At 51.9% G+C, this 14,541-nt stretch carries 12 protein-coding genes; 4 read left to right on the top strand and 8 right to left on the bottom strand.

Annotated elements, in window-relative coordinates:
- Positions 1-69 precede the first annotated feature (69 nt).
- Positions 70-1,728, top strand: coding sequence for a glutamine--tRNA ligase (glnS, locus tag ACKQAD_RS05785; RefSeq protein WP_409159277.1), 1,659 nt, complete (start codon positions 70-72; stop codon positions 1,726-1,728).
- Positions 1,729-1,790: 62 nt separating this feature from the next.
- Here the strand turns inward: glnS and fur are convergent, their stop codons facing one another.
- Together fur and fldA are read right to left on the bottom strand one after the other, a co-directional pair.
- Positions 1,791-2,240, bottom strand: coding sequence for a ferric iron uptake transcriptional regulator (gene fur, locus ACKQAD_RS05780; protein WP_225087336.1), 450 nt, complete (start codon positions 2,238-2,240; stop codon positions 1,791-1,793).
- Between the two features lie 328 nt (positions 2,241-2,568).
- Complete coding sequence (gene fldA / locus ACKQAD_RS05775) at positions 2,569-3,096, bottom strand: flavodoxin FldA (RefSeq protein WP_409159276.1); 528 nt, start codon at positions 3,094-3,096, stop codon at positions 2,569-2,571.
- Between the two features lie 861 nt (positions 3,097-3,957).
- Here fldA and ACKQAD_RS05770 point away from each other — a divergent pair.
- Positions 3,958-5,628, top strand: a complete 1,671-nt coding sequence (locus tag ACKQAD_RS05770) for a methyl-accepting chemotaxis protein (protein WP_409159275.1) — start codon at positions 3,958-3,960, stop codon at positions 5,626-5,628.
- A 115-nt stretch (positions 5,629-5,743) separates the two neighbouring features.
- On the opposite strand, the gene ybfE is transcribed toward ACKQAD_RS05770, so the two are convergent.
- Positions 5,744-6,025: a LexA regulated protein gene (ybfE, locus tag ACKQAD_RS05765; protein WP_409159274.1), complete on the bottom strand. Its 282-nt coding sequence runs from the start codon at positions 6,023-6,025 to the stop codon at positions 5,744-5,746.
- 291 nt (positions 6,026-6,316) lie between these two features.
- Positions 6,317-7,084: an esterase gene (gene ybfF, locus ACKQAD_RS05760; protein WP_409159273.1), complete on the bottom strand. Its 768-nt coding sequence runs from the start codon at positions 7,082-7,084 to the stop codon at positions 6,317-6,319.
- Positions 7,085-7,357: 273 nt separating this feature from the next.
- On the opposite strand from ybfF, the gene seqA reads away from it, so the two are divergent.
- Both seqA and pgm read left to right on the top strand, forming a co-directional pair.
- A complete protein-coding gene (seqA, locus tag ACKQAD_RS05755; protein ID WP_409159272.1) occupies positions 7,358-7,894 on the top strand; it encodes a replication initiation negative regulator SeqA in 537 nt (178 codons plus the stop codon).
- Positions 7,895-7,941: 47 nt separating this feature from the next.
- Positions 7,942-9,585, top strand: coding sequence for a phosphoglucomutase (alpha-D-glucose-1,6-bisphosphate-dependent) (gene pgm, locus ACKQAD_RS05750; RefSeq protein WP_409159271.1), 1,644 nt, complete (start codon positions 7,942-7,944; stop codon positions 9,583-9,585).
- 304 nt (positions 9,586-9,889) lie between these two features.
- Here the strand turns inward: pgm and ACKQAD_RS05745 are convergent, their stop codons facing one another.
- The 4 genes from ACKQAD_RS05745 to kdpC all read right to left on the bottom strand — a co-directional run bounded on the left by ACKQAD_RS05745 (position 9,890) and on the right by kdpC (position 14,526).
- Positions 9,890-10,318: an EamA family transporter gene (locus ACKQAD_RS05745; protein ID WP_409159270.1), complete on the bottom strand. Its 429-nt coding sequence runs from the start codon at positions 10,316-10,318 to the stop codon at positions 9,890-9,892.
- A gap of 81 nt (positions 10,319-10,399) precedes the next feature.
- Positions 10,400-11,080 (bottom strand): two-component system response regulator KdpE, encoded by a 681-nt coding sequence (gene kdpE / locus ACKQAD_RS05740; protein ID WP_409159269.1) that lies wholly within the window; start codon positions 11,078-11,080, stop codon positions 10,400-10,402.
- A gap of 5 nt (positions 11,081-11,085) precedes the next feature.
- A complete protein-coding gene (gene kdpD, locus ACKQAD_RS05735; RefSeq protein WP_409159268.1) occupies positions 11,086-13,848 on the bottom strand; it encodes a two-component system sensor histidine kinase KdpD in 2,763 nt (920 codons plus the stop codon).
- A gap of 102 nt (positions 13,849-13,950) precedes the next feature.
- Positions 13,951-14,526 carry a potassium-transporting ATPase subunit KdpC gene (kdpC, locus tag ACKQAD_RS05730; protein ID WP_409159267.1) on the bottom strand — a complete coding sequence of 192 codons (576 nt, stop codon included), beginning with the start codon at positions 14,524-14,526 and terminating at the stop codon, positions 13,951-13,953.
- Positions 14,527-14,541: the final 15 nt, after the last annotated feature.

Genomic DNA, 14,541 nt, shown 5'->3' with positions numbered 1-14,541 from the left:
GGTTGTTTCCCAGCGTAGCTTGTTGGATCATTGTCGGTTATACGTCGTTTTAGCATTGAGGAATGAAGAATGAGTGAGGCTGAAGCCCGCCCAACCAACTTTATCCGTCAGATTATCGATGAAGATCTGGCGTCCGGTAAGCATGACCATATTCAGACGCGTTTCCCGCCAGAGCCGAACGGCTATCTGCATATTGGGCATGCCAAGTCTATTTGCCTGAATTTTGGTATCGCGCGTGACTATCAGGGGCAATGTAACCTGCGCTTTGACGACACCAACCCGGTAAAAGAAGATATCGAATACGTTGAGTCGATCAAACGTGACGTCGAGTGGCTGGGTTTTTCATGGAGCGGCGATGTTCGCTATTCTTCTGATTATTTCGATCAACTGCACGCGTATGCGGTTGAGTTGATCGGTAAAGGGCTGGCTTACGTTGATGAACTGACGCCCGAGCAGATCCGTGAATACCGTGGTACGTTGACGGCGCCGGGCAAAAACAGCCCTTACCGCGACCGTACCGTGCAGGAAAATCTGACGCTGTTTGAAAAAATGCGCAACGGGGGATTTGCGGAAGGTACGGCCTGCCTGCGTGCAAAAATCGATATGGCATCGTCCTTTATCGTAATGCGCGATCCGGTGCTGTACCGTATTAAATTTGCCGATCATCACCAGACGGGTAACAAGTGGTGCATCTACCCGATGTATGACTTTACCCACTGCATTTCCGATGCGCTGGAAGGGATCACGCATTCGCTGTGTACGCTGGAATTCCAGGACAACCGTCGTCTGTATGACTGGGTGTTGGATAATATCACCATTCCTTGCCATCCGCGTCAGTATGAGTTCTCTCGCCTGAATCTTGAATACGCGATTATGTCCAAGCGTAAGTTGAATCAACTGGTTACGGAAAATGTCGTTGAAGGATGGGACGATCCACGTATGCCGACTATCTCTGGTCTGCGTCGTCGCGGTTATAGTGCGTCTTCTATCCGTGAATTCTGCGTGCGCATCGGCGTCACGAAACAGGATAACAACGTGGAAATGGCCGCGCTGGAATCCTGCATCCGCGACGATCTGAATGAGAACGCCCCGCGCGCGATGGCGGTGTTGGATCCGGTCAAAGTGGTGATCGAGAATCTTCCAGCCGGGCATGAAGAGTTTGTCACGATGCCAAACCATCCGAACAAGCCAGAAATGGGCTCACGTCAGGTTGCATTCAGCCGCGAAGTTTACATCGATCGCGCTGATTTCCGCGAAGAGGCCAACAAACAGTACAAGCGTCTGGTGTTGGGTAAAGAAGTGCGTCTGCGTAATGCCTATGTGATCAAAGCCGAGCGTATTGATAAAGATGAGCAGGGCACCATCACCACGATCTACTGTAGCTATGATGCGGAAACGCTGAGCAAAGATCCGGCTGATGGCCGTAAAGTGAAAGGTGTGATCCATTGGGTTTCTGCGGCACACGCGGTGCCAGCGGAGTTCCGTCTGTACGATCGCCTGTTTAGTGTGGCAAACCCTGGCGCAGCGGAGGACTTCCTGTCGACGATTAATCCAGACTCACTGAAGATTACGCAAGGTTTTGTAGAAGCGAGCCTGGTGCAGGCGGAAGCAGAGAAAGCGTATCAGTTTGAGCGCGAAGGTTACTTCTGTGCCGACCGCGTTTACTCCAGTGCAGAACATATGGTGTTTAACCGTACGGTTGGACTGCGTGATACCTGGGTAGGCTAACGCCACCAGTAAGAAGACAAAAATAAAACCGCCTCGGCGGTTTTATTTTTTATGCGGTCGATTTATCGTGTTGATTCGTGCAGGGTTTCATCCTCGCGGCAATCCCCTTCACTGCAATGCCCATAGAGATACAAACTGTGGTTGGTCAGTTTAATGCCGTGTCTTTCTGCGATCTCGCGTTGGCGTGCTTCGATAGATTCATCGCGGAATTCAATGACTTTGCCACAGTCGAGGCAAATTAAGTGATCGTGATGATGCTGCTGTGTCAGTTCGAAAACGGATTTACCCCCTTCGAAGTTATGACGAGTGACGATGCCCGCATCATCAAATTGGTTGAGTACGCGATAGACGGTAGCAAGACCAATCTCTTCGCCCATATCAATCAATCTCTTATATAAATCTTCCGCACTGACGTGGTGACAGACAGGATCCTGTAACACTTCCAGAATTTTCAGTCTTGGAAGAGTGACTTTCAGGCCGGCCTTCTTTAATGCGATATTGTTGTCAGTCATGCGGGTTTAGTCCTGTTGCTTACTTATCAATGGAGGCTGCCTAGCCTATGACATCGGTCGGCGCAAAAATGTAATAGCGTCCCAATTATAGAACCGCACATACAAAATGAAAACAAGGGAATGTTAACAATATTGTCCCCATTCACACTACTGGTATATAACGCAATCCGTTGTTGATGAATGAGGAAATGGTGAAGCACATATAAAACCGATGGGATTATTGTACAGGTTTACTGATAGAAGTTAAAAAAATGTATCAATTATTATGAAAGATTTTACCTATCAATGTTATTTTGGCTCTGATAGTGATTATCAGAGCCAACGTGGTTTACCCAACCAGCTCTTTCAGATTCAGTTCATCGCTGATCTGTTTCACCCACGTTGTTACGCGTTCGCTGGTCAGTTCAGGCTGACGGTCTTCATCGATAGCCAGGCCGATGAAGTGATTGTCGTCGGCGAGCCCTTTAGAGGCTTCAAAATAATAGCCTTCTGTTGGCCAATGGCCGACAATCGTCGCGCCGCGAGGCTCAATAATGTCACGAATGGTGCCCATGGCATCACAGAAGTATTCTGCATAGTCTTCCTGATCGCCACAGCCAAATAGGGCAACCAGTTTCCCAGTGAAATCAATTTCTTCCAGTGAAGGAAAAAAGTCATCCCAATCACACTGAGCTTCACCGTAATACCAGGTTGGAATACCTAGCAGCAGGATATCGAAACCTTCAAGGTCCTCTTTGCTGCTTTTGGCGATGTCATGAACATCCGCAACGTTGGTGCCTAACTGCTGTTGGATCGTTTTGGCGATGTTTTCAGTGTTACCAGTATCACTGCCAAAGAATATTCCGATGAGTGCCATGAATTGAATAACCTCTTGATTCCTAATGGTATGGTGTAATGTTTCACCCACTTATCCATTAATAATAACAGACACTCACATCAGGAGAAACTCGTATCGGTAAGGAGGCGTAAATCAAGAACATATGAAATGCGGAGGGCAGTAAAAGAAACGAAGCGTATCCCTGCTGAGGCCAAATTCCACATAATTGATATGGATTATGTCATCGTCTAGGAGCAAATGCACATATCCTTAAGTGTATTTTTATGTTAACAATAATGTTTCATTTTTTATGAATGCGCTTTTTATTTTAAGGGCTAATTTCGGTTGTAATTGAAAGCAGGCTTTTGTTTGTAATAAATAAAAGTCACTTCACGGTACGTTACTATTCATGAGAATTAAAAGCATACAAAAGATAATGTTTTTATCAAATTGAACACTTGTGACATTTATTGGGAATATTCCTAATAAATGAAGGCAAGAATTATACCCATTTACAGGCGAGGTGATAAAAATACGGAGGTATTTTTTATCCTTTTGATGTTAAAGAATGAAATGGAAACTTAGTATAAGCGGGCTTGCCGACATACATGAGACACGGACGACAGCGCTTTTGATGGTAACTCACTGATTGAAAATCCCTATATCTATAAAAATAAGTGAGTTCATTCTCAATATGAAAAATTATTTTAATAAATATGGCGAGAGCGCTAAATATTCTCTGCGTTTAGCCGATGAGTTAGCGTGGTTTTTGAGTTTTCAACTCGGTGAAATATGAACGCTAGAGAGAAGTGACCTGTTTCATGGTGTGAATTTTATGATTCATATCGGTTGATTAGCGATAAAAATCTTTTTAACCATTTTCCTGATTTGGAGTGAGCTATGAGACTTATAAAAAATATTGCCATCAGAACCGCTATGTTATGGGTGCTGGGCACTTTTTGTATTCTTTGGGGCGGCGTATCAATATATACCATATTCTCTTTTAAAGAGATGACGGCGAGCTCGAAAACCAGCACCTTGCTGGTTCAGAACATGAATTTTATCAACCAGGGCAACGATCAGTACTTCCGTATGGTAACCCGTCTGGCGCGCGCTGTTGACGCTCGCCGCAGTGGTGATAATGCCACCGCAGATAAAGAGCAGGCTTCTGCACTTGTCGCGCTGGATAAACTGAAGTCCGATTTGGTGGCATTTAATGCTATCGATCATGCGGGTCTGGATGCTTCTCTGGTGCAGGCCGTCAGCCGTGACTGGAATAACCTGGTTGTTCAGGGCGTTGAGCCGCTTTATCAAAAAGCCGTTGCCAATGCGCTGGATGATTACCAAAATCAGGCCAAGAACGTTGTGCCGCCGCTGAGTCGCCAGTTTGGTGCGTCTTTAACCGCATTCAGTAAAGCCAGTGCAGAGAAATTCGATGCAGCGGGTGTGCGTTTTGAGCTAATTACCACGATTGGGCAGAACATTTTGCTAAGCGGATTGGTTATCGGTCTTATCATGCTGTTCCTGACCGATCGTTATCTGGTGGTGTGTCTGACCCGTCCGTTAAATGACCTGCGCGATCACTTTAGCGTGATTGCTTCTGGTCATCTAGGCAAGCCAATTCTGGATTTCGGCAACAATTGTGTAGGGCGCCTGTTCCCGCTGCTACGTGAAATGCAGGGGAGTCTGGCCAACACGGTTAGCACGATCAGAAACAGCACGGATTCCATCTATCAGGGTGCTTCTGAGATTGCGGCGGGCAACAACGATCTGTCTTCACGAACCGAAGAGCAGGCTTCCGCACTGGAAGAAACTGCGGCTAGCATGGAGCAATTGACGGCGACGGTGAAACAGAACGCTGAAAACGCCAACCACGCTAGCCAACTGGCATTACAAGCGTCGACAACGGCGAAGAAAGGTGGAGAAATCGTTGAGAACGTGGTGAAAACCATGGCAGAAATCTCCGGCAGCTCGAGAAAAATCGCAGAAATCACTACCGTGATTAACGGCATCGCTTTCCAGACCAACATTCTGGCGTTGAACGCGGCAGTGGAAGCGGCACGTGCGGGTGAGCAAGGGCGCGGGTTTGCCGTGGTCGCGGGTGAAGTACGCAGTCTGGCGCAGCGCAGTGCGCAGGCGGCGAAAGAGATTGAAGGGCTGATTTCCGAGTCTGTTCGCTGTGTGGATACGGGTTCCAATCTGGTTAACGATGCCGGTGACACCATGCAGGATATCGTCCGTGCAGTCACCAACGTGACGGACATTATGGGCGAAATTGCGTCAGCATCGGAAGAACAGAGTAAAGGGATTGCGCAGGTTGGTCAGGCCGTGGCAGAAATGGACAGCGTAACGCAGCAAAACGCCGCGTTGGTTGAACAGGCATCGTCGGCCGCCTTGTCGCTGGAAGAGCAGGCGGCGTTGTTGAATCAGACGGTGTCGTTGTTCCAGTTGTCCGATATGCAGTCAGCGTTGAAAGTCGCGGCAAAGCCTGTGCAGAAAACGCAGCAGGTGATTGCACCCCGAGCAGGCAAAGCCTTGCCACCGAGTAATGATAACTGGGAAAAATTCTAAGCGTTGTTTTAATCCGAACGCGAGAGTTGGCTCTCAAATAGAAATTTGTGCGGCGTCAGAAATGGCACCGCACAAAATGTGAATATTGCAAGAAATGAGTGCGGAATTACACCAATCAGGGCTGCTGTTCCGCTAACTGCGACAGCAGCATCTCTTCAATCAATTCGCTGCGGCTGATGTTCCGCTCTTCAGCAAGGCTGTTCAGGATATCGACGGCATCGCTGTTAATCTTTAATTCAACACGGCGCAAACCACGCACTTTATCGCGACGTAATTGATTACGCTTGTTAATTCTTAGTTGTTCGTCACGCGAGAGCGGGTTGGTCTTGGGGCGGCCTGGACGACGCTCATCTGCGAACAGATCCAGTGTGGTGCGATCCGTTTGTTCTTTTGCCATAAGTAATGATACTGCAAGGTATTCGGACCAAAATACACGGTGCTGTCCGTCTTGTTCTACAGATAAAAGCGATACCGATTCTCACCCTGCAACAGAGGTTGCCAAAATGCGGTTTTTTATCTGTGAAACATGTCGGGAAGTTATGCGTGCATTTTGATGAAGTGGTTACAATGCTTGTGGCTGAATCAGCCGTCCCTCTACTGCGAGCGCCATCATACCTTAGCCGCATTGGCGTCGACAACGGTTAACTGTCGCCGTTATCATGAATCCGCCAGTGGCAATGTCGTCTGGTTAATTCGTGTCCAGAAAACGGTGTATAGCGCGTAAAACCGCATCGGGTTTTTCTGAGTGAACCCAGTGGCCCGCTCCGCTGATGACATGCGCGCGCGCCGCTGGGAACTGACGCAGCAGCGAGTCTCGGTAGCGATCGTCCAGGTAAGGAGAATCGCCGCCTCGGATGAACAGGATAGGGCCTTGCCAGACGGGAACATCCTGCCAGCCAACGATGTTTTCGTACTCATCCCACAACACTGGTACGTTAAAACGCCACTCACCCTGTTGGAAGGATTTCAGCAAAAATTGAATGACACCTTCTTCTATTATGTGCTGACGCATTAAGACGGCGGCTTCTGCGCGCGAGGTCAGCCCGGCTTCCGTGACGGCGCGTAGCGCAGAGAAAATGGTGTCGTGGCGGCGTGCCTGATAATCCACTGGTGCGATATCAATCGCGACCAGTTTGTCCAGTCGTTCGGGAATGAGCGCGCTGAGCGCCATGGCAACTTTTCCGCCCATTGAATGGCCAATAACGATAGCGCGTTCGATGTTCAGGTCATCCAGCAGTGTCAGCACATCTTGCGCCATCGCGGAGTAATTCATCTGCGGCGAGCGTGGCGACAAACCGTGATTGCGTAAATCGATTTGCAGGATGTCATGCGTGTTTTGCAAATCTCTGCCTAATACGCCAAGGTTATCCAGTGTGCCAAACAGGCCATGAATCAGGACGACAGGGATTTTATCTGTGGGTTGGTGCGCATTTTGCCAGCGATGATTCAATTTCATGGTGAAGTTCATTCAGAGAGACATAGGCTTAGGGTATCATGACTTTAGAATCAATGTTGTCGCTGAAGGAATCGATATCGTCACTCGAAGGGATGTGAAAGGCATTGGGGCATAGTCTGACTTTTGCTATTGTCCCATTATGCCGCTGTTCGATAATATTTGAACGCCTGTATAATCCTTTTGATTTGAGTCATCTACCCATAGATGCCGGGTTACAGAAAGGTACATCTCTGTAATTTGCACAATTTTGGGTAAAAACAGCACTGGATAAAGATGAAAACTATTGACGTCGACGAAGAGCTTTATCGTTATATTGCCAGCCACACACAACATATTGGTGAAAGCGCATCGGATATTTTACGGCGCATGCTGAAATTTACCGCTGGTCAGCCTGTTACCACGCCAGCGGTAGAGGTTGCCACAACGGTGACGTCTCAGCCAGCCGTTGCGCCGAGCCCGCGCGATCGGGTACGGACCCTGCGTGAGCTGCTGCTGTCGGATGAATACGCTGAACAGAATAAGGCCATCAATCGCTTTATGCTGGTTCTGTCCACGTTGTATACCTTGTCGCCGCAGGAGTTTGCTGCCGCGACAGAATCTCTTCATGGTCGCACCCGAGTTTATTTTGCGGGCGATCAACAAACGTTGCTTCAGCATGGTACACACACAAAGCCTAAACATATTCCGGGCACGCCATACTGGGTAATTACCAACACGAATACCGATCGTAAACGTAGCATGGTTGAGCACATCATGTTGACGATGCAGTTCCCTACGGAACTGACAGAAAAAGTGTGCGGAACCATCTGATTATTTATCAACTATTTATCTAACTACAGCGTTAGGGAGAAGCGCCAATGGCTAATCACCCACGGGCCGGGCAGCCTGCCCGGCAGAGCGATTTGATTAATGTGGCACAGTTAACGTCACAATATTATGTGCTGCGGCCGGAAGTCGGCAACACAGCGCATGCGGTGAAATTCGGCACGTCTGGTCATCGAGGTAGCGCGGGGCACCATAGCTTTAATGAACTGCACATTCTGGCGATTGCGCAGGCGATTGCTGAAGAGCGTAAAAAGCAAGGCATCAGCGGCCCGTGCTATGTCGGTAAAGATACTCACGCGCTCTCCGAACCTGCGTTTATCTCTGTGCTTGAAGTGTTGGCTGCCAACGGCGTGGATGTGATCGTGCAGTTGGATAATGGTTTTACTCCAACACCTGCGGTGTCTAACGCAATTCTGGTTCACAATCGTCAGAGTGGGGCGCTGGCGGACGGCATAGTAATCACGCCGTCCCACAACCCGCCGGAAGATGGTGGCATTAAATATAACCCGCCTAACGGTGGCCCGGCAGACACCAATCTCACTAGCGTGATTGAGAAACGTGCGAATGCCCTGCTGGCGGATGAACTGCGTGACGTGAAGCGTATTACACTGGAGCAGGCGTGGAAAAGCGGATATGTCCACGAGCAGGATCTGGTTCAGCCGTATGTAGAAGGGCTGGCTAGCGTTGTGGATATGGCGGCGATTCAACGTGCCGGTCTGAAACTGGGTGTCGATCCGCTGGGTGGTTCCGGCATTGCCTACTGGCAGCGTATTGCCGAGCACTACAAGCTGGATCTGACGCTGGTGAATGATGCAGTCGATCAAACATTCCGCTTTATGTCGCTGGATCACGACGGCGTGATTCGTATGGACTGCTCGTCAGAATTCGCCATGTCAGGGCTGCTGGCGCTGCGTGATAAATTCGATTTGGCGTTTGCCAACGATCCTGACTATGACCGCCACGGTATCGTCACCCCTTCCGAGCTGATGAACCCGAACCACTATCTGGCGGTGGCGATCAACTATCTGTTCCAGCATCGTCCACAGTGGGGACAATCTGTTGCTGTCGGTAAAACGCTGGTATCCAGTGCGATGATTGACCGCGTAGTGGCAGATTTGGGCCGTAAGCTGGTGGAAGTACCCGTTGGTTTCAAATGGTTCGTTGACGGCCTGTATGACGGTAGCTTTGGCTTTGGTGGCGAAGAGAGTGCGGGGGCGTCCTTCCTGCGCTTTGATGGCACGCCGTGGTCGACGGACAAAGACGGTATCATCCTGTGTCTGCTGGCGGCGGAAATTACGGCCGTGACGGGTAAAAACCCACAGCAGCATTATGATGAGTTGGCACAGCGCTTTGGCGCACCGAGCTACAGCCGTATTCAGGCCTCTGCGACGCATGCACAGAAAGCCGTGCTGTCCAAGCTGTCCCCTGAGCAGGTATCGGCCAGCACGCTGGCGGGCGATCCGATTACTGCTCGCTTAACCGCTGCGCCGGGCAATGGTGCATCGATTGGCGGCCTGAAAGTGATGACGGAAAACGGCTGGTTTGCCGCACGACCTTCCGGTACCGAAGAAGCCTACAAAATCTACTGTGAAAGTTTCCTCGGGGTGGAACACCGCGAGCGCATCGAGCAAGAAGCGGTAGAAATTGTCAGTGCGGTACTCGCAACGGCGAAATAAGTAAAAAAGGCGCTGCTTGCAGCGCCTTTCAGACTGCTGGAAAAGTCCGCAGAGCGGGTGTAACGGATCGTAAAGACGCTGCAAGTACGTCCATGTATGCTCGATTTGCGCAGATATGAATCTCATCCCTGAGATTCACTCTTTCAGAGCCGTCGCAAGCGACGTTCAAAAACGTTCCTGACGTTTTTGTCTCTGGCGCAAACGCTTTACTGTTCTATTCCGTTACGCCCGTTTTCATTCGGCAAATAGGTTTTTCAACGGTCTGCTTTTTTAATCTTGTACAGCCAGAAAATGCAGAACGTCTTTATCCCAATGCGACCAGCAACGCTCCCACAGAAATCAGCGCAACGCCGGCTCCCGCTATCAGCGAAATCTTTTCTCCCAGCAGAATGACTGCCAGCACGACAGCGAAGACCACGCTGAGCTTATCGATCGGAGCGACCTGAGCGACATTACCGCTCTTCAATGCGACAAAGTAAAACAGCCATGACAGCGCCCCCGCGACGCCGCTGAGCACGATAAACAACAGCGCTTTTTTATTGGCGACGACCTCACCGACCAGTGCCAGTTTGCCTTGCGCGACCACTACCCCTACCAGAAAAAGTGCCATGATGACGGCACGAATCGCGGTCGCCGTATTGGCGTCCAGATTTTGCAGACCAATCTTGCCAAATATTGCGACCAGCGCGGCGCATACGGCAGACAGCAAGGCGTAAATTAACCAACTACTCATGACAGTGTATTCCTGAAAAAAAGCAAGCGCGTATAGCGGGAGACATGCTCTACGGACGTCGCCTGATACAGAAGGATGATTTTACGGCATAAAACGATAACCGATAGCGGTTTCAGTCAAGAGATGGCGCGGTCTTGCCGGATCGCTTTCCAGCTTCTGGCGCAGGTGTCCCATATAAACGCGCAGATAGTGGCTGTGTTCGACGGCGTTCGGCCCCCAAACCTGCGTCAGTAGCTGACGTTGCGTTAGCACTTTGCCTGGGTTGGCGAGGAGTGTGGCTAACAGACGAAATTCGATGGGCGTCAGGTGCAGTTCCTGACCGTCGCGATTCACCTGCCGATTGAGTAAATCCACGGTGATCGCACCGAAGCTCACCAGCGGCGTTTCCTGCTGTGTATTACTGTGGCGACGCAGTGCGACGCGCAATCGCGCCAGCAGTTCGCCGATGCCGAACGGCTTGGTCAGATAATCATCGGCACCGGCATCCAGCGCATCTATTTTATCCTGCTCGTCGGTACGGGCAGAAAGCACAATCACGGGCAGGTTGCTCCACTGGCGTAAATCGCGGATGTAGTCGATGCCGTCGCCGTCCGGCAGGCCCAAATCGAGAACAATCAGGTCGGGTTTGCGTGTGGCCGCTTCCAGCAGGCCACGCTGCATCGTTTCTGCGTCAAACACGCGACAGCCTTCGCCTTCCAGCGCCTGACGAACAAAACGACGGATCTCTTTTTCGTCTTCAACGATCAGAATGGTGGCCTGCAATGGATTCAGTGCTCCTCAATATCTTCCGGTTCAAGATCCGGTGCTGCCGACAGCGGTAGGGTGAAATGGAAGACGGCACCGCCGCTTTCGGCATTAGCTGCCCAGATACGACCGCCGTGAATTTCCACAATTGCCCGACAGATTGCCAGCCCCAGCCCCACGCCGGGAATTGATGATTCTTTGTGGCCACGAGAAAATTTATCAAAAATCATGCTTTCCTGGCCGTGTTCAATGCCTGGGCCATTGTCCTGCACGATGATTTCCAACACGCTTTCCTGCGTATCGTGCTGCGAAGCAGCGCTCTCTGCCATCAGGCCTGCTGAAACAATACTTGCTGAAATAGCGATCGTGGCCTGTTCTCCGGCGTACTTCAGCGCATTCTCCAACAGGTTAATGAACACGCGTTCCACCAGCCCTGCATCACAATAAACCAGAACCATCTCATCAGGTAGCGTAACCTGAATGGTGTTTTTCGCCAGCGCGCTTTCCAACTGCTGTAGGGCGCTGCCGATAAGCTCCTCCGGCGTTTGCCACTCTTTGCGCAGGTTAAAACCATCCGACTGAATACGCGCCATATCGAGTAGGTTATTCACCAGTCGCGTGGTGTTTAAAATGTGCTGACGAATCTGGTTGGCCTGCTGGGCATAAGGTGATCCTGCGCTTGCCAGATTCAACGTCAGAATCTCGGCCTGACCAAAAAGTACGGTCAGCGGCGTGCGGAGATCGTGCGAAAGCGCGGCAAGCAGAGAGTTACGTAGCTGTTCACGCTCGGCATCCAGCCGGGCATTTTCGGTACTTTGCAGCAGATGCAGGCGCTCCAGCGCGTTGGCGATCAGCACGGTAAAGGTTTCCAGCAGGCGCTGCTGCTCGGGGATCATCAACTGGCGGGCGTTATTGGGCTCGATTGCCAACACGCCGAAGATTTGCTGCGTGGTGGCGAGCGGCAGAATCTGATACGACACGCCGGGTAGGGTGGCCGTTCCCGCTCCGGCAGGCGCGCGATGATCGAAGCTCCAGCGGGCGATAGCATGATCGACAATTAACTGCTGGCCGTCTCGCGCAGGCTGTGCGAGTTCAGGCGAGGTATGATGCAGGCTATCGGTAAGCAGAAGTGCGATCCTGGCCTGAAACGTTGTGCTGAGAAAATGCTGGCTGGTTTCGACAATATCGGCGCTGGACAGGCTGCGGTTCAGCGCCTTGGACATCTCATACAGATGGCGGACGCGCTGCTCGCGATAACGGGCGACTCTGGCCTGATAGCGCACGCCTGCGGTCAGATTACCCACCAGCAGGCCGACGCCGAGCATCACGATAAAAGTGACCAGATATTGTGCATCCGAGACGGCAAACGTACCACGCGGCAGAATAAAGAAGAGATCGAAACTGGCGACGTTGATGATGGCGGCGAACACCGACGGCCAGCGGCCAAAAAAGAGTGCGACGATTACCACGGCCAGCAGGTAAATCATCACCAGATTGACCGGTTCCAGCATGGCAAACGGCGACCATGAGGCGAGCAGGGTGATCAAGGCACACAGCAGCGTTGCCAGTCCGCAGCCGACGAGCTGAATGCGCCATTTCTCTACCAGCCCGCGCGCATCAGGCGTTTTAATCGGTGCGGCTGGCACGTCATCCTGTACGGCGACTACGACCAGATCGAGATCCGGCCCGAGTCGGCCGAGCCGTTCGGCAAAATGCGTGCGCCACCACCAGCTGAAGCGCTGCTCTACGTGGCGACCAATGACGATTTTGCCGAGATTGTGCTCACGCGCATAGCGAAGGACGGCAAGCTCTTCGTCGGGTTCCGATAGCGTAACCGTTTCAGCCCCTAAATCTTGCGCCAGCTTGAGCGCCCGCAAGATGGCGCGCCGTTGAGGTTCAGGCAAACGATGCAGACGCGGCGTTTCGACGTAAACGGCGTGCCAGGCGCTGCCCAACCGTGCCGCCAGCCGTGCTGCCGTACGCACCAGTTTTTCATTGCCCGTGCCGTGGCCGATGCATAACAGAATGGCATCGCGCGTATGCCAGACCTGCTCGCGGCCTTTCCCGGCACGCATGGCGCGCATTTGATCGTCAACCCGATCCGCCATGCGCCGCAGCGCCAGCTCACGCAGGGCGATCAAATTGCCTTTACGGAAAAAATTCTCGACGGCACGCTCGGCCTGAAGCGGCAGATACACTTTGCCTTCATTCAGGCGCTGGCGCAGATCGTCCGGCGGCAGGTCCACCAAAATAACTTCGCTGGCCTGATCGAAGATCGGGTCTGGCACGGTTTCTCGTACGCGAATTCCCGTGACGCCGCCGACCACGTCATTCAGGCTTTCCAGATGCTGAACATTCACTGTAGTAAAGACATCGATACCGGCATCGAGCAGTTCCTGCACGTCCTGCCAGCGTTTGGGATGACGAGAGCCGTTAACGTTGCTGTGCGCCAGTTCGTCAATCAGAATCAGCGCCGGACAGCGCGCCAGTGCTGCATCCAGATCGAACTCAACCGTGTGGCGACCGTGATGACGAAAGTGCCTGAGTGGCAGCAGCGGTAAACCATCCAGCAGCGCGGCGGTTTCGCTGCGGCCGTGGGTTTCGACCACGCCGACCAGAATGTCCAATCCCTGCGCCCGCAGCCGCTGGGCTTCCTGCAACATGGCATAGGTTTTCCCGACACCCGCACAGGCACCAAAAAAGATTTTCAGCTTGCCGCGCGGTGGTACACCGACCTGAGCTAACAGGCTATCGGGATCCGGGCGACGATCTTCACCGTCAATCATGTTCTATCCCTTATTAGCGCGGCCTGAACAGTCGTCAGGCCGCAGCAAAGACGGCGGGGAGTCTGGCTCCCCGTATAGTCACTAATAATAACCCACTGTCGATTAAGGCAGGGGCTTTTCCTTATCCAGCGCCAGATTCAGCAGCAGGACATTGACCGTCGGCTGCCCAATGAACGCGGGCTTACTCGTTTCGGTAAATCGATCGATCAATTGCTGTACCTGCTGGAGTGACATGCCTCTGGCCTGCGCAATGTGCAGCGCCTGATAGCGTGCGGTTTCAGGGGAGATTTGCGGATCCAGCCCGCTGCCGGAGGCCGTCAACAGCTCGGCAGGCACGGGGTGCTGATTACCGACAATCTGATGCCAGTAAGCCGTGCGTTCACCGATCAGTTTATCCAGCGCGGGATTGCTGGCAGCCAGATTGCTGCCGCCGGATGCCCGCGCGTTATACGGCCCATCTGATGTGGTGGAAGGGCGCCCCTGAAAATAGCCAGCCCGGCTGAATGGCTGCCCGATCAGGGATGAACCAACGACGGTATTCTCACGGTAAAGCAGCGATCCGTTTGCCTGTGTCGGGAACAACCACTGTGCCAACATTGTTGTCAACAGCGGGTAGGCCAGACCGGTAAACAGCAGCAAGAATAAGAATAAAAACAAAGAGGAACGTAAATAGCGCATAGCGTATACCCGTCA

Source organism: Pectobacterium artocarpous, assembly GCF_046159765.1.
In the GTDB taxonomy this organism is placed as follows: Bacteria; Pseudomonadota; Gammaproteobacteria; order Enterobacterales; family Enterobacteriaceae; genus Pectobacterium.
The sequence above is the reverse complement of the archived record's forward strand: the minus strand, read 5'-3'. Positions and strand labels throughout refer to the sequence as shown.